General features: G+C 42.5%; 13 protein-coding genes and 1 tRNA gene. 12 read left to right on the forward strand and 2 right to left on the reverse strand.

The annotated features are described in order from the left end of the window. Nucleotides 1-221 precede the first annotated feature (221 nt). Complete coding sequence (locus AC2HW8_RS02675) at nucleotides 222-419, reverse strand: hypothetical protein (RefSeq protein WP_021883806.1); 198 nt, start codon at nucleotides 417-419, stop codon at nucleotides 222-224. Between the two features lie 718 nt (nucleotides 420-1,137). Continuing rightward, nucleotides 1,138-1,213 (reverse strand) — tRNA-Thr (locus AC2HW8_RS02680). Between the two features lie 446 nt (nucleotides 1,214-1,659). On the opposite strand from AC2HW8_RS02680, the gene AC2HW8_RS02685 reads away from it, so the two are divergent. From AC2HW8_RS02685 to AC2HW8_RS02740, 12 genes are all read left to right on the forward strand, one after another. Then, a complete protein-coding gene (locus tag AC2HW8_RS02685; RefSeq protein ID WP_015523094.1) occupies nucleotides 1,660-2,139 on the forward strand; it encodes a ribosome maturation factor RimP in 480 nt (159 codons plus the stop codon). An 85-nt stretch (nucleotides 2,140-2,224) separates the two neighbouring features. Further along, nucleotides 2,225-3,385: a transcription termination factor NusA gene (gene nusA / locus AC2HW8_RS02690; protein ID WP_015523093.1), complete on the forward strand. Its 1,161-nt coding sequence runs from the start codon at nucleotides 2,225-2,227 to the stop codon at nucleotides 3,383-3,385. A gap of 24 nt (nucleotides 3,386-3,409) precedes the next feature. Continuing rightward, complete coding sequence (gene rnpM / locus AC2HW8_RS02695) at nucleotides 3,410-3,718, forward strand: RNase P modulator RnpM (RefSeq protein ID WP_021883811.1); 309 nt, start codon at nucleotides 3,410-3,412, stop codon at nucleotides 3,716-3,718. Between the two features lie 15 nt (nucleotides 3,719-3,733). Continuing rightward, a complete protein-coding gene (locus tag AC2HW8_RS02700; protein ID WP_015523091.1) occupies nucleotides 3,734-4,066 on the forward strand; it encodes a L7Ae/L30e/S12e/Gadd45 family ribosomal protein in 333 nt (110 codons plus the stop codon). Next, on the forward strand, nucleotides 4,053-6,416 hold the full coding sequence (gene infB / locus AC2HW8_RS02705) for a translation initiation factor IF-2 (protein WP_101070817.1): 2,364 nt from the start codon (nucleotides 4,053-4,055) through the stop codon (nucleotides 6,414-6,416). The genes AC2HW8_RS02700 and infB overlap by 14 nt, the downstream gene beginning before the upstream one ends. 259 nt (nucleotides 6,417-6,675) lie before the next feature. After that, nucleotides 6,676-7,053 carry a 30S ribosome-binding factor RbfA gene (gene rbfA / locus AC2HW8_RS02710; RefSeq protein ID WP_015523089.1) on the forward strand — a complete coding sequence of 126 codons (378 nt, stop codon included), beginning with the start codon at nucleotides 6,676-6,678 and terminating at the stop codon, nucleotides 7,051-7,053. Then, nucleotides 7,037-7,978: a DHH family phosphoesterase gene (locus AC2HW8_RS02715; RefSeq protein ID WP_336300323.1), complete on the forward strand. Its 942-nt coding sequence runs from the start codon at nucleotides 7,037-7,039 to the stop codon at nucleotides 7,976-7,978. Before rbfA ends, AC2HW8_RS02715 begins: the two co-directional genes overlap by 17 nt. Continuing rightward, nucleotides 7,975-8,889 carry a tRNA pseudouridine(55) synthase TruB gene (truB, locus tag AC2HW8_RS02720; RefSeq protein ID WP_304005247.1) on the forward strand — a complete coding sequence of 305 codons (915 nt, stop codon included), beginning with the start codon at nucleotides 7,975-7,977 and terminating at the stop codon, nucleotides 8,887-8,889. The genes AC2HW8_RS02715 and truB overlap by 4 nt, the downstream gene beginning before the upstream one ends. A gap of 466 nt (nucleotides 8,890-9,355) precedes the next feature. Next, nucleotides 9,356-10,027: an ABC transporter ATP-binding protein gene (locus AC2HW8_RS02725; protein WP_484327112.1), complete on the forward strand. Its 672-nt coding sequence runs from the start codon at nucleotides 9,356-9,358 to the stop codon at nucleotides 10,025-10,027. A gap of 4 nt (nucleotides 10,028-10,031) precedes the next feature. Further along, on the forward strand, nucleotides 10,032-12,686 hold the full coding sequence (locus tag AC2HW8_RS02730; RefSeq protein ID WP_484327113.1) for an ABC transporter permease: 2,655 nt from the start codon (nucleotides 10,032-10,034) through the stop codon (nucleotides 12,684-12,686). Nucleotides 12,687-12,856: 170 nt separating this feature from the next. Further along, nucleotides 12,857-13,504, forward strand: a complete 648-nt coding sequence (locus AC2HW8_RS02735) for a response regulator transcription factor (protein ID WP_101070823.1) — start codon at nucleotides 12,857-12,859, stop codon at nucleotides 13,502-13,504. Further along, a complete protein-coding gene (locus AC2HW8_RS02740) occupies nucleotides 13,504-14,718 on the forward strand; it encodes a sensor histidine kinase (protein ID WP_484327114.1) in 1,215 nt (404 codons plus the stop codon). Before AC2HW8_RS02735 ends, AC2HW8_RS02740 begins: the two co-directional genes overlap by 1 nt. Nucleotides 14,719-14,936: the final 218 nt, after the last annotated feature.

Below are 14,936 nucleotides of genomic sequence, written 5' to 3' on the forward strand. Positions count from 1 at the left end.
AAATTTTATGTGTTTAGATGTGAATACTTAAAAAATCCACAATGCGTACAAAAAGCTTTCTGTACCATTATAGTACATTAAAAGTTACTTATTGTCAAGTATATTTTACATAATTTCAAAAATACTTTCATTTGGCTGTTTTGAAAAATTAAATCCGTTAAGAAACCTGTCAACTAAAACAAAACAAGACAAGCCCATATTTCAGAGCTTGCCTTGTGGAATTACTCACCGTCACGCTGCATTGTTTCATTAATAGCACGATTAACAAAGCCGTTCACGCTTTCGCCGTTCTTTTCTGCGTGGGCTTTGATAATATCCTTTCGACCTTTCGGCACAGCAACATTGATACGGTCATATGCTTTAGCGTTATATCGGTTGTTTGCCTCAATTCTTGCCCTACTGTTCTTATTTTCTGCCATTTCTTCACCGCCTAAAATCTATTGACATCAAATTATTGTTGTTGTATAATATAGGTGAAAAGGAACGGCTTTAGCTGTTTCGCATTTGCGTATTTTTTTATTAAAAACCGCTCTGTATTGCGACTACAGGGCGGTTATTTCTTTATATTCTTAATGACTTCACTAAAAGCCACGAAAACAATTGCGAGAACAAACAAGTATGTAATCTCTGCCATTGGAATACACCCCCTTTCGCAAGGGAGTCGAAACAGCCGCCACCGTTCCTTTACAAATATTATTATAGCATACCTCTTTACACTTAACAAGTACCAATATGTACAAATTATACGCTTAAACATTGTAGTATAATATAGTCACAGGATAAGGAAAGGGGAAAGCGATAATCAGTATGACCGCAACGCAATTGCAGTATATGCAAGATAGATTGTACAAGAATAATATTAATCAGTTTGGATTTGGCAACGGTATTGTTTTCTAAACAACAATAAAAAGGTATCGGTCTTTTTAACCAATACCTTTTTATGGAGCTGATAACTATTCTGTGCATTGCGAGAGTACATACCTCGCTTGTTGCTTGCGGTGCAAATCCTGAACGCTCATCAACGCTACGCCATAAAAACGCTTTACTAAAGCGTTTTCTAAACGGGCTTTCGAATCCCTTATCTTAATCTGAAACAACAATAAAAAGGTATCAGTCTTTTTAACCAATACCCTTTTATGGAGCTGATAACGGGATTCGAACCCGTGACCTCGTCCTTACCAAGGACGCACTCTGCCTACTGAGCTATATCAGCATATTTAATTGTAAGGTTGCAACCTTTATAATGTTAATCTCGCAAAATTTCGGACATTAACAGCCAAATCATTGATATAAAAAACAGTAAAAATCCAACAATAACAAAGCCAAAATTAATTTTACTTTTTTTACACGGTCGCAAAACCACGGTGATTATATCACAAAAACATCGTGATGTAAAGTGTCCACGAAGTATAATAACACATTTGCACGGTGATTTCAAATGTTTTTTTAAACTTTTTTGTAAAAAATACGAAAAGATTTGAAAAACACTTGATTATAAGCCGTTTTGGTGCTATAATTTTCTTGTAAATAATGAAAGCTAAAGGAGTGGGCAACAAACCCGCTCCTTATTTATTAGTTTTCACTTTGTTCCTCGGTGCGGTTTATCTGTCTGCAATATTTCGCACAGAGTATTTTTGCAGACAGGAAGGCAGTGAATTTATGGCAAAAAGCAAAGGCGGTGTAACCGTATCAAAAGTATGGGAGCTTTGTCAGCCGATTGTTGAAGGTTTCGGACTTTCACTTTGGGATGTGCGTTATGTCAAGGAAGGTGCAGACCGTTTCCTGCGTGTTTACATTGACAAGCCCGAAGGCATTGACATTAACGATTGCGAAAATGTTTCCCGTGCAATCAACGGCCCTCTTGATGAGCTTGATCCGATTGAGGAGGCGTACTGTCTTGAGGTCTGCTCCCCCGGAATTGAGCGTGAGCTTATCCGTGACGAACATTTTATGCAGTTCATCGGCGCGGATATTATGGTTAAGATGCTCCGCCCCATTGACGGCATAGGCAGAGAATTTAAAGGGGTTTTAAAGGATTATTCCGACGGTAAGGTCACAATTGAGGATCACAGCGGTGAGAATGAAATCACAATCAGCAAAAAGGACGCCGCATGGATTAAGCTTGACGATTTTGATTAAAAATTGCAGTTTGAACACTACGGATACACATAACAGCATAACAATTTGTATATAACCGAAAAATAAGAAAAGGATGATTTGGAAAATGACTAACAAAGATTTATTTGAGGCATTGAGAACATTTGAAAAGGAAAAGGGCATTCCTATGGACTATATGCTTCAAAACATTGAAAAGGCAATTTCCGTTGCCTGCAAGAACTACTACGGCGGTAATGAAAATGTTGTATTCAAGGTTGATCCGGAAAAGAACAGCTTTGACGCAAAGCTTGTAAAAACAGTAGTTGACGAGGTTTTTGATCCTAACTTTGAGGTTACTGTTGAGGAGGCTCAGCAGATTAACAAGAGAAAGAAATTTATTGTCGGCGATGAGATTGAAGTTCCGATTGATCCCAAGCACCTCGGTTGGACATCTGTTTCTTCTGCAAGAAATGTTATCCGTCAGGGCATTCGTCAGGGCGAAAAAGGTCAGACTCTTATCGAGTTTCAGAGCAAGCTCGGTGAAATTGTTACTGCAACCGTTGAAAGAATTGATCCTAAGTCGGGAGTTGCAACAATCAAAATTGGCAAGAGTGAAGCTACTCTGCCAAAGAGCGAACAGCTCGGTCATGACGACCTTAAAGAAGGCGACCACATTAAGGTTTATATTGCAGATGTCAAAGACAACGAAAGAGGCCCTCACGCAATCATTTCAAGAACACACCCCGGTCTTGTAAAGCGTTTGTTTGAACAGGAAGTTCCCGAAATCTATGACGGCGTTGTTGAAATAAAGTCAATCTCCCGTGAGGCAGGCAGTCGTACAAAAATGGCTGTTTACAGCTCAAATCCCGATGTTGACGCAATCGGTTCATGTATCGGTAACAAGGGCGCTCGTGTAAACAAGATTGTTGAAGAACTCGGCGGTGAAAAAATCGACATCGTGCTTTACAGCGATGATCCCGAAAAGTACATTTCGGCGGCTCTCTCTCCTGCAAGCGTTTGCAAGGTTGAAATTACAGATGAAGAAACAAAGAGCTGCCGTGCAACCGTTCCCGACGGTCAGCTTTCACTTGCTATCGGCAACAAAGGACAGAATGCCCGTCTTGCCGCAAGACTTACAGGCTGGAGAATTGACATCCGTCCCGAAAGCGGTTTCTACGGCGAAGATGAGGACGATGAACCAAAGACAGAAGAAAAGTCCGAAGATGTTCTCGACCTTGACGAAAGCACAGAAGGCGAAACAGTTGTTTCGGATGAAACAGAGGAATAATCAGATTAAACAGAGAGGGATTTTATGAAGCAAAGAAAAATGCCGTTGCGTAAATGTACGGGTTGCGGAGAGATGAAAGAAAAGCGTGAGCTTATCCGTGTTGTCAAAGCACCCGACACCAAAGATGAAAACGGTGAAATCATTGCAAAAGGCGAAATTTCGCTTGACCTCACAGGTCGCAAGGCAGGCAGAGGCGCATATGTGTGCAGAAATCTTGCCTGCTTTGAAAAGGCTCGCAAGGCACGCCGCTTTGAACGCTCGTTAAGCTGTAAAATCCCTGATGAAGTATATGAGCAGATGCAAAGTGAACTTGCCGCAGCAGACAGCGAGTAGGCGAAAGGATTTTTTATGAACGACAGAATTTTGTCGCTGCTTGGCATTTGCAAGAGGGCAGGCAAGCTGATTACAGGTGCCGACACGACGATTGACTCAATACGAAAAAGCAAGGCAAAGCTTGTTATTTTTGCAAATGATTTTTCAAAGAGCAGTAAGAAAAGCGTGCAGACAGCCGCTGATGAATGCAATGTGAAAACATTGACAATGAACCGAAGCAAAGAGGAAATCGGATTTGCTCTCGGAAAAATCTGCGGAGTTATGACAACCGAAGACAAAGGCTTTGCAGATAAGCTTGAACAGCTTATTGAAAACGAATCGGGAGGAGAATTGTATGATAAAATATAAGGTAAAGGACGCAGCAGCAGATCTCGGAGTTTCAAACAAGGAAATTATTGAGATTCTCGAAAAACATTGCGGTGTTACAAAGAAAACAATGACAACACTCGAGGAAAGCGAACTCGATGTGATTTTTGATGTAATCACAAAGAAGAACAAGGTTGAAAACTTTGACGAATACTTTGCGGCACGCAACAACAAGCTTGACAACGAAAGCAAGCCACAGCAGGAAGAAAAGCCCGCAAAGCAGAATGCAAAGGCTGACAATCAGAAGAAAAAGACCGATAAAAACGACAAAAAACCTAACAACAAGGATGCAAAGCCTGCATCAAAACAGGAAAAGGTTGAAGTTACTCAGGAAAAGAGCGTTGAGGAGTCTGCTCCCCGCAAGCGCAGAGTAATTGACACCCGTGCAACAAATGTTGATGTTGAGCGTTACAACCAGAAGTATGATGACCTTGCAAGCGACAGCTCAAAGGGCAGAAGCACAGACAACATTGTTAAAAAGCAGAAATTCACAAACCGTACCCAGCGTCAAAAAGGCAGACGACAGAAGCGTGAAACAGAACAGGAGCGTCTGAACCGTATTGCTCTTGAGCGTAAGCAGAAACCGATTACAGTTCAGATTCCTGATGAAATCGTAGTTTCGGAGCTTGCTCTCAGACTTAAGGCTACCGTTGCCGAGGTTGTTAAAAAGGCATTCCTTATGGGTACAATGGTAACAGCAACAGATACAATCGACTTTGACACGGCGTCACTTATCGCCATGGAATTCCACGCAAAGGTTGAAAAGGAAGTTGTTGTTACAATCGAAGAACAGATTATTGATGACAGCGAGGACGATGAGGCAAATCTCGTTGAGAGAGCTCCGGTTGTTGTTGTTATGGGTCATGTTGACCACGGTAAAACCTCAATCCTCGACGCTATCCGTCACGCAAATGTAACAGCAGGCGAGGCCGGCGGTATCACACAGCATATCGGTGCTTACAGAGTTATGGTAAACGGCAAGCCTGTTACATTCCTCGACACACCCGGACATGAGGCATTCACAACAATGCGTGCAAGAGGTGCTCAGGTTACTGATATCGCAATCCTCGTTGTAGCCGCCGATGACGGTATCATGCCGCAGACAGTTGAGGCTATCCACCATGCAAAAGCCGCAGGCGTATCTGTTATTGTTGCCATCAACAAAATGGATAAGGTCGGCGCAAATCCCGAAAATGTTAAACAGCAGCTCACAGAGTATGAGCTTATTCCGGAGGAGTGGGGCGGCGATACACCGTGTATCCCTGTTTCCGCAAAGACAAAGGAAGGTCTTGACGATCTTCTTGAAATGGTTACTCTTGTTGCAGAGATGAAAGAACTCAAGGCTAACCCCGACAGAGCCGCAAAGGGTACTGTTATCGAGGCAAGACTTGACAAGGGCAGAGGTCCTATCGCAACCGTACTCGTTCAGAACGGTACACTTCACAAGGGCGATACAATCATCGCAGGCACTTGCGTCGGTCGTGTAAGAGTTATGACAAACGATAAGGGCGAAAGGGTTACCGAGGCAGGTCCTTCTGTTCCTGTTGAAATCACAGGTCTTGACGAAGTTCCGGTTGGCGGCGATATCTTTGACGCAGTTTCCGATGAGCGTCTCGCAAGAACGCTTGTTGACCAGAGGAAGGCCGCTAAGAAGGAAGAAATCTTCAACGCACAGACTAAGGTTACTCTTGACAATCTCTTTGACCAGATGAAACTCGGTGAAATCAAGGAACTTCAGATTATCGTTAAAGCCGATGTACAGGGTTCTGCCGAGGCTGTTAAGCAGTCACTTGAAAAGCTTTCAAATGACGAGGTAAGAGTAAATGTAATTCACAGCGCAGTAGGTGCAATCAACGAGTCCGATGTAATGCTTGCAGAGGCATCTAACGCAATTATCGTAGGATTCAATGTTCGTCCCGATGCGGTTGCCGCAGAAAATGCAGAGCGTTCGGGTGTAGATATGCGTCTTTACAGCATTATCTACGATTGTATCAACGAAATCGAATCTGCTATGAAGGGTATGCTTGCTCCTAAGACAAGAGAAGTTGTTCTCGGTATGGCTGAGTGCCGTAATGTTATCAAGATTAAGTCAGTCGGCACAATCGCAGGTTCATATGTTAAGAGCGGTAAGATTCAGCGTGGCGCAAGTGTAAGAGTTATCCGTGACGGTATCGTTATTGCAGATGACGCAATTGCATCTCTCCAGAGATTCAAGGACGCTGTCAAGGAAGTTAGCGAAGGCTACGAATGCGGTATCGGTCTTGAAAGATTCAACGACCTCAAAGAGGGCGATATGTTCGAGGTTTATACAATCGAAGAATACAGGGACTAAAGTTTGTATGTTAAACCAAATTTTATAAACGGCACAATATTTTTATGTAGCGGCGTTCAGTGAACGCCAATCGCACCGATTGCAAAATCGGTACGACAAATTGACGGTGAATTTCTGTACTATATGTGAATGAATCAACAACATAAATCATTAGGTAAGTCGTTTCGAGGTTACCCTCGAAACGATTGGCGAACCGTGTTCGCCGCTACAGATTATACACGAATTTTCATAATTCATTAAATTATAAGGATGTGATAGCATGGGAAGCCATAGAATTGAAAGAACAACAGAGGACATCAAAAGAGAGCTTACTGCTATTTTCAGAGAATTAAAAGACCCACGGGTTCAGCAGGCGTTTATCTCTATCGTAAGAGTTGAGGTTACAAACGACCTTTCATACTGCACGGTACAAATCAGCGCAATTGAAGGTCTTGACAGAGCCAAAGAGGCTGTCAAGGGCTTAAAGTCTGCATCGGGTTTTATCAGACGAGAGCTTGGACACAGACTTCATCTTCGCCATGTTCCCGAACTCATTTTCCACGCAACAGACAGCATAGAATACAGCGCAAACATCAGCCGTATTCTCAACAGCCTTGACATTAAGGAAGACGAGGAAGAAAATGATGAATCTGTATGAGGTTGCCCGTTTTCTTGAGGCACACGATAATTATGATATTCTGACTCACGCTTATCCTGACGGTGACACCCTCGGCAGCGGATTTGCACTCTGCCTTGCGCTTCGCCAAATCGGCAAAAAAGCAAGAGTTATCACAACAGGTGTTCCGTCAAAATTTACCTATCTTCAGAAAAACATAGAGGAAGAAGATTTTACAACCGAAACGGTTGTCAGCGTTGATGTTGCGGCTGACAGCCTTCTCGGTTCAAATATGGGCAAATATATCGGCAAGGTTGATTTGTGCATTGACCACCACGGTTCAAACACATTTACCGCAAAGGAAAAATTTGTTGACAAATATGCGGCGGCAAACTGCGAAATTCTCTACAAGCTGTTCCTCAGAATGCACATCAACTTTACAAAGGACATTGCAGACTGCCTCTACACAGGCATTTCAACCGACACCGGCTGTTTCAGATATACAAACACAACCGCCGAAACCATGCGTGTTGCCGCAAGTCTTATGGACTTTGGCTGTAACACCGCATACATAAACAAGGCAATGTTTGAAACAAAGTCGAAAAACAAAATTCGGCTTGAAAGAGCCGTTTATGACTCAATGACCTATTGTGCAGACGGCAGGTGCGCAATAATTTACACAACGCTCGATATGCTCAAAAAGCTCAACACGGGTGATGACGAAATGGAGGGACTTGCCTCTATTCCCCGTCAGATTGAGGGTGTTCTCATCGGAATTACAATGCGTGAAAAAGAGGGCGGATTCTTCAAGATTTCCGTTCGTACAAACAATAATATCAATGCCTCGGATTTCTGTTCGCAGTTCGGAGGCGGCGGTCATCCTGCGGCGGCAGGCTGCTCAATTGAGGGCGACCTTGAAACCGTAAAGACAACGCTTGAAAAAGCTGCGGAGAAGTTTTTATCATGAGCAATCTTAACGGTGTACTGCTGATTGACAAGCCGAAGGAATTCACCTCTTTTGATGTTATTGCCGTTGTTCGCAGACTGACAGGACAGAAAAAGCTCGGTCACACGGGAACACTTGATCCGAACGCAACGGGCGTTCTGCCTGTTTTGCTCGGAACTGCAACGAAAACGCAGGATTTGATTCTCAATCATGACAAGTCATACACGGCAGAATTTCAGCTTGGCAAAACCACCGACACCCTCGACATCTGGGGTACGGTGACGGGAGAATGCGAATCTTCGGTTACAGAGGAGCAGCTTCGCAGAGTAATTCCCAATTTCACGGGCGAAATTGAGCAGATTCCGCCGATGTACTCTGCCGTGCAAAAGAACGGTCAAAGGCTTTATGACCTTGCAAGACAAGGAATCGAGGTTGAGCGTGAGAGCCGAAAGGTTACTGTCTATTCTCTTTCGCTTGCAAATTTTGACGAAAAAGCACAGACAGGCACGCTTGAAATTTCCTGTTCAAAGGGTACTTATGTACGCACGATAATTGATGACATAGGCAGGGTTCTCGGTGTCGGTGCGGTTATGACGGCACTTTGCAGAACCTCGGCTTGCGGATTTTCGCTTGACGAGTGCATAACGCTTGACGAGCTGAAAAGCATTTGCGAAAACGGAAATGTTGAAGAAAAACTGCGTTCCGTTGAGAGCCTGTTTATGAGTTTGGGCTATCTTGCCGTGTCGTCTGCACAGGCAAAACGATTTGCAAACGGCGGTGCGTTAAGTGCCGACAGAACATATCTTGCCAAGTCGGGGTACGAAAACGGTCAGCTTTTCAGAATGAAAAACCATGATGGTGATTTTTTAGGCATAGGCATTGCCGACAAGCCGAATAATCTCATCAAAATATATTTTCAAAACTGCAGGTAGCGTGTCGCTACGCCCAATTCGTGAAGACAGTTTGCGATAGTTCAAGCATTATCGCCCGAGCGTTACTTTTAAATTGAAAGTTGAAAATTGAAAATGAAAAATTGCGGTCGGCGGTAAGCCACCGCACTCAATTCGAGAAGATAGTCAGATAAAGAAATTGCATTGATGCCGGATACAGCATTGATGCATTTTTTGTTTATATGAAAGTTATTGCACTACTTTCATCATATCAAAACATATGTGTATAAACATAACATTCCATCAAAGCGGGCGTCCGATGAACTCCCCTACAGATGAACAGAAAAATTGATAGTTAATCATTTCGTGTTTGCACACGATACGATTGGCGAACACGGTTCGCCGCTACATTATTTTGTGCAATAAAACAATTTGTCTGCAGGATTCACTTTACAGTCATTTTGCGTCACTATAATATGGGTGTAAAATGAATTTGGAGGTATATTTTATGGAAATTCTGAAAGTTGAAAATCTTACAAAAACCTACGGAAGCGGTGAAAACCTTGTCCATGCGGTTGACGATGTTTCGTTCTCGGTCGAAAAGGGCGAATTTGTTGCCATTGTCGGTGCAAGCGGCAGCGGCAAGTCAACTCTTCTTCACCTTATCGGCGGTGTTGACCGTCCCACAAGCGGAAAAATTTTTGTTGACGGCAACGATATAAGCAAAATGAACGATGACAAGCTTGCCGTATTCCGCCGCAGACAGGTGGGGATTGTCTATCAGTTCTACAATCTTATCCCGATTCTGACTGTTGAAGAAAACATCACGCTCCCCTGTGACCTTGACGGCAGAGGTGTTGACAGAGAACGACTTGAGATGATTCTTGATTCGTTCGGACTGCGTGCAAGAAGAAAACACCTTCCAAACCAGCTTTCGGGCGGTCAGCAACAAAGAACATCTATTGCCAGAGCGCTCATTAACAATCCGTCTCTTGTGCTTGCCGATGAACCGACAGGCAACCTTGATTCAAAGTCAAGCGAAGAGGTTATGAGTATGCTCAAAATGTGCAATCAGAGTTACGGACAGACTGTTATAATGATTACGCACAACCTCGACATTGCAAAACAGGCTGACAGAATCATAACAATCAGCGACGGCAAGCTTGTTGAGGAGGTTTGATTTTATGAAACTTCTCAACAAGCTTACGCTTAAAAATCTGCGACTTAACAAGGTGCGTACTGCCGTTACAATCATTGGCATTATGCTCTCGGCGGCACTCATCACGGTTGTTTCGGGAATGGCACTCAGCGGCCGACAGACTATGATTGACGGTCAGACGGAATGGTCGGGCAATTATGATGTTGCACTTGATATTATCGACACCGCAAAAATTGATAAAATCCGACAGAACCGTAATGTTGAAAATGCTTTTTATAAGGAAAGACTGGGATTTTCCAAGGCAACAGTTGCCGATAATGCCGAATACGGATATGCCGTTACCGCAATCAGCGAAAATGCATTTGACGGTTGCTTTAAGTTAAAACTTGAAAAAGGCAGTTTCCCGACAAATTCAAACGAAGCTGTTGTTACAGGTGCATTTAAAAACACTGACGGAAAAGATGTAAAAGTCGGTGATAAAATTACGCTTGAACTCGGAGTGCTTAAAGGTACAGACGGAAAGGTTCTTGGAGAAAGCGAGTTGCTTGACCTGTCGCCAAAGAGATTCAAAGAATCTAAAATAACCGATAAAAAGCAAAAGACATATACAATAACAGGAATTATCGAAAATCCGAACACAAGAGAGCTGAACAATCCTTCCTCCTGTTTCGAAATATATACCGTGTCTGATGAAAAAGCACCTGTCGAGGCAATCAGAACAAAGCATATGAATAAGCTGTATATCGCCTATACTCCTCAGAGCGAAGGCAATTATCTTCAAAATACAGCGGATATTTTAGGCTTTAAAGCTGATGATATGAATAATGTAAGCAGCGATGAAATTTCACCCGAAGATCAGCAGACCTCGGGAGTGAACGGATACAGCTTTAACACGACACTTCTCGCTATGAAAGGCTACGGCGGAAGTGAAGGTACAAATGTAATGATTTTCAGCCTTGCCGTTATTATCATTATTATAGTAATGCTTGCAAGCGTGTTTGTAATTCGCAACAGCTTTGCAATTTCAATTACAGAGAAAACGAGTATGTACGGTATGCTTGCGTCGGTCGGTGCAACCAAAAGACAAATCCGCAGGAATGTGCTTTTTGAGGGATTCATTCTCGGTTTAATCGGTATTCCTCTCGGAATACTTCTCGGACTCGGTGTAAACGCAATTCTTATTGCAATACTCAACAGCGTTCTCGGTGATGTGCTGAGCGGTGCATCATTTGTATTTGTAACCCCTACAATTCCGATTATCTGCGCAATTGTTCTTTCGGCTGTTACTATATTCTGCTCATCATTCTTCATTGCACTTCGTGCGTCAAGAATTCCGCCCCTTGTTGCAATCAGAGGCAACAAGGATATCAAGGTAAAGAATAACAAACCGTACCGCACATCCAAGCTTACCAAAAAGCTTTTCGGTGTAGGCGGTGAAATCGCCTCAAAGAGCCTTAAACGCAGTAGGAAAAAGTACCGCACAACTGTTATTTCAATTGTAGTCAGCGTTGCAATGTTCATTGCAGTTTCGGCATTTATGGACTACGGAATGACATTTACAGACCATTACTACGGCAATGCCGATTACAGCTATATGGTTGTCGGAATTGATTCAAAGCAGGCTCAGACAATTGAAAAAATGCCCGAAATCGAAAATTATCTGACAGTCGGTTTGCAGTACGGTTATGTGTCGGCAGATGTGCCTGTTAATGAATGTGGCAAGAACTTCCTTTATGATGAACCTGACGGTACAAAGTCATTTGGTGCAGAGTTTCTTGAATTTGAACACGATACCTTTGTTCAGATTTGCAGGGAATTGGAACTTGACTACAACAAGGTCAAGGGCGGTGTACTTGTGTATTCTCAGGTAACCCCCGATAACAGTGAGAGTGGCAACTCTTCCAAGCCAATGAAACTGTTCGGCAAAACCGCTCCGACAAAGTTTACCGTTCACGGAAATGATGATGAAGGAAACGCCTTGATAACAGGCAAATTAAAGGTTTCGTCAGTGTTTGATAAAATTCCAAAGTCGGCTGATTCTGTAATCGGCGAAGGAACAATTTTCGGTCAGGGATTGATAATCGGCGAACAGGGTGTAATCTCCCCTCAGCTTGGTGAACACGGATGCGGTATTACCCTCTATGCCAATACATCAGACCACACTTCGCTTACAAATCGTATTGAGTCTATGTCGGGTACAGGTGACTCGGAAAGCTATATTTCTATTTTTGACTATGAAGAAATTGTAAGACAGTTTAATGCCGTTATGCTGATTGTCGGAATATTCGTTTACGGCTTCATCGGTGTTATCTCGCTTATCGGACTTACAAACATTTTCAACACAATCTCAACCAATATGCAGTTGAGGAGCAAGGAATTTGCATCGCTTAAATCTATCGGTATGACAAAGAAAGAATTTAACCGTATGATTCGCCTTGAAAGCCTTATGTACGGCATAAAATCTTTGATTATCGGTATTCCTCTCGGTGTTCTCGGTGTATTTGCAATCTTCTCGGCATTTTCAAGAGGCAATGTTCCAATGAGCTTTGTATTCCCGTGGAAAGCTATATTGATTAGTATTGCGGCTGTATTTATTGTGGTATGGCTGATTATGAAATACTCAATTTCAAAGGTTAATAAACAAAATATTATTGAAACAATCAGAAATGACAATATCTGAGCATCATATTCTGCCAGCAGACTGTATTTTGTTGAAATTTGTTGACAATAGTTTTACACTCTGTTATAATGTAGTTGTAACAACAGATACCACAATATTTTGTATGTTTTCATTGCTGACGGGCGGATTATTGATTTAATCCGCCCGAATTTCATTTTGGAGGACTTGTTGTGAAAATTCTTCTTATTGAGGACAACCGTGCAATTTCAAAAGGACTTGTTTACACTCTTGAACAAAACGGCTTTGAGGTTGCGTTGTGTGAAAATGCCGAATCAACCCTTAACTCTCTCGGCGGTGACTTTGACCTTTTTATTGTTGATGTGTCGCTTCCCGACGGCAACGGTTTTGAACTTTGTGACGAGATAAAAAGAGTGTGCGAAACTCCCGTGATTTTTCTCACCGCACTTGACGATGAGGACAGCATTGTAAAAGGCTTTGACCTCGGAGCGGAGGACTACATAACAAAACCGTTCTCAAGCCGTGAGCTTCTTGCAAGAATTAAACGAATTACCAAGAAGCTCGACAAAACTATGGCTATGAATTTTGGCGACATCAGCATTGACTTTGACAAAAAACAGGTTTGCAAAAACGGCAATCCCGTTGTGCTTACGGCGCTTGAGTACCGCCTGTTTGCAATGCTTGCCAAAAACAGCGGCAAGGTGCTGACCCGTGAACAGATTCTTGAACGCATATGGGATTTGTCGGGGAATTATGTTGAGGACAACACGCTGACCGTGTACATAAAAAGACTTCGCAAAAAACTTGATACAAATATGATTAAAACCGTAAAGGGCCTTGGTTACAGGCTGGAGGTATAATGAAAAACACATCAAAATTTCTTGCGGTAATGCTTGCGATAACGGGGCTTTTCTGTTGTGCTGTTGCAGTAGGCGTCGGTGCAGGCTTTAACGCTGTTCGTGAAAGCACAGATAAAAAGATAATTGCCGTTGCGGAAAAAGTTAAGGAAAATTATCCCGACATTTCGGAAAAGGAGCTTGCTCAAATTTTAAACAGCGACACTGCCGGCATAAAAGGCGACTTTGCAAAGTACGGAATAAAATCCGACAGCGGCTGGGTTGACATTCAGAGCGGAAGTTATGCAACGATTACAATTGTGATTGCAACCGCAGGTGTTTGTGTGTTCGGAATTTTGCTCTGCATTGTGTTCATAAGATACTGCAAAAAGCAAAAGCGACAGCGACTTGAAATTGTAAAGTGTCTTGAAAAAATAAACAACCGAGAGTACGACCTCGACCTTGACGGCTCAACCGACGACGATATGTCACTGTTAAAGCAGGAGATTCAAAAAACAACGGTAATGCTTCGTGAGTATGCCGACAATTCAATGCGAGAGAAAGAAATCCTCAAAAATTCGCTTGCCGACATTTCACATCAGCTTAAAACACCGCTGACTTCAATTTTGATTACAACCGAAAATATCCTTGATGACGATGATATGCCCGTTGAAATCAGACGGGATTTTGTTATGGATATAGCGCATAATGCCCATTCGATAAATTTCCTTGTAAAAAGTCTGCTCACGCTCTCAATGCTTGATTCAGGAACTGTTGAATTGAAGTTCGGAGATGTGTCGGTTGAAAAAATAATTGACGAGTGCATTTCACGCACAGAGGTTCTTGCCGATATCCGTGATGTGAGAATTGAAAAAACCGTCAAAAATGATTTTAAGCTTAATTGCGATTTTCGCTGGATTTGCGAAGCGGTTTCAAACATTGTAAAAAACTGTATTGAGCATACCGACGGCGGTTATGTCAGAATTTCTGCCGAAAGGAACAGTATGTATTCGGAAATCATCATAAGCGACAACGGCTGCGGAATCAGCCCGAAGGATTTGCCCCACATTTTTGAGAGGTTCTATAAAGCACGAAATTCATCCCCGTCAAGCGTCGGCATAGGTCTGTCGCTTGCAAAATCAATTGTTGAAAAAACAGGCGGATATATTACCGCAGATTCCAAACTCGGCGTCGGCTCAACCTTTAAACTCAGATTTTTGAATGTAAGACTCAGATAAGATAAAAATTAAAAAGCGAAAATTGCGGTCGGGAATAAAGTTTTGTTAAGTACAAATCTTATTATTTCCGACCGTATTTATGTAATTTTCGGCAGGGGGGCAATTGAAACTGTCTTTATAAATAAAAACAGAAGAGCGACAAGGGTAATTTTGCATAAAATTCCAGTGTAAAGATTGTGTAACTTGCTATTTTTACAAAATAAAAGGATTATGTGTAG

The organism is Ruminococcoides sp., assembly GCF_057037865.1.

What these genes read in the sequence shown, in the direction of transcription:
- AC2HW8_RS02675 (WP_021883806.1), bottom strand. Translation starts at nt 419, where the DNA reads ATGGCAGAAAATAAGAACAGTAGGGCAAGAATTGAGGCAAACAACCGA.
- AC2HW8_RS02685 (WP_015523094.1), top strand. Translation starts at nt 1,660, where the DNA reads ATGGCAAAAAGCAAAGGCGGTGTAACCGTATCAAAAGTATGGGAGCTT.
- nusA (WP_015523093.1), top strand. Translation starts at nt 2,225, where the DNA reads ATGACTAACAAAGATTTATTTGAGGCATTGAGAACATTTGAAAAGGAA.
- rnpM (WP_021883811.1), top strand. Translation starts at nt 3,410, where the DNA reads ATGAAGCAAAGAAAAATGCCGTTGCGTAAATGTACGGGTTGCGGAGAG.
- AC2HW8_RS02700 (WP_015523091.1), top strand. Translation starts at nt 3,734, where the DNA reads ATGAACGACAGAATTTTGTCGCTGCTTGGCATTTGCAAGAGGGCAGGC.
- infB (WP_101070817.1), top strand. Translation starts at nt 4,053, where the DNA reads ATGATAAAATATAAGGTAAAGGACGCAGCAGCAGATCTCGGAGTTTCA.
- rbfA (WP_015523089.1), top strand. Translation starts at nt 6,676, where the DNA reads ATGGGAAGCCATAGAATTGAAAGAACAACAGAGGACATCAAAAGAGAG.
- AC2HW8_RS02715 (WP_336300323.1), top strand. Translation starts at nt 7,037, where the DNA reads ATGATGAATCTGTATGAGGTTGCCCGTTTTCTTGAGGCACACGATAAT.
- truB (WP_304005247.1), top strand. Translation starts at nt 7,975, where the DNA reads ATGAGCAATCTTAACGGTGTACTGCTGATTGACAAGCCGAAGGAATTC.
- AC2HW8_RS02725 (WP_484327112.1), top strand. Translation starts at nt 9,356, where the DNA reads ATGGAAATTCTGAAAGTTGAAAATCTTACAAAAACCTACGGAAGCGGT.
- AC2HW8_RS02730 (WP_484327113.1), top strand. Translation starts at nt 10,032, where the DNA reads ATGAAACTTCTCAACAAGCTTACGCTTAAAAATCTGCGACTTAACAAG.
- AC2HW8_RS02740 (WP_484327114.1), top strand. Translation starts at nt 13,504, where the DNA reads ATGAAAAACACATCAAAATTTCTTGCGGTAATGCTTGCGATAACGGGG.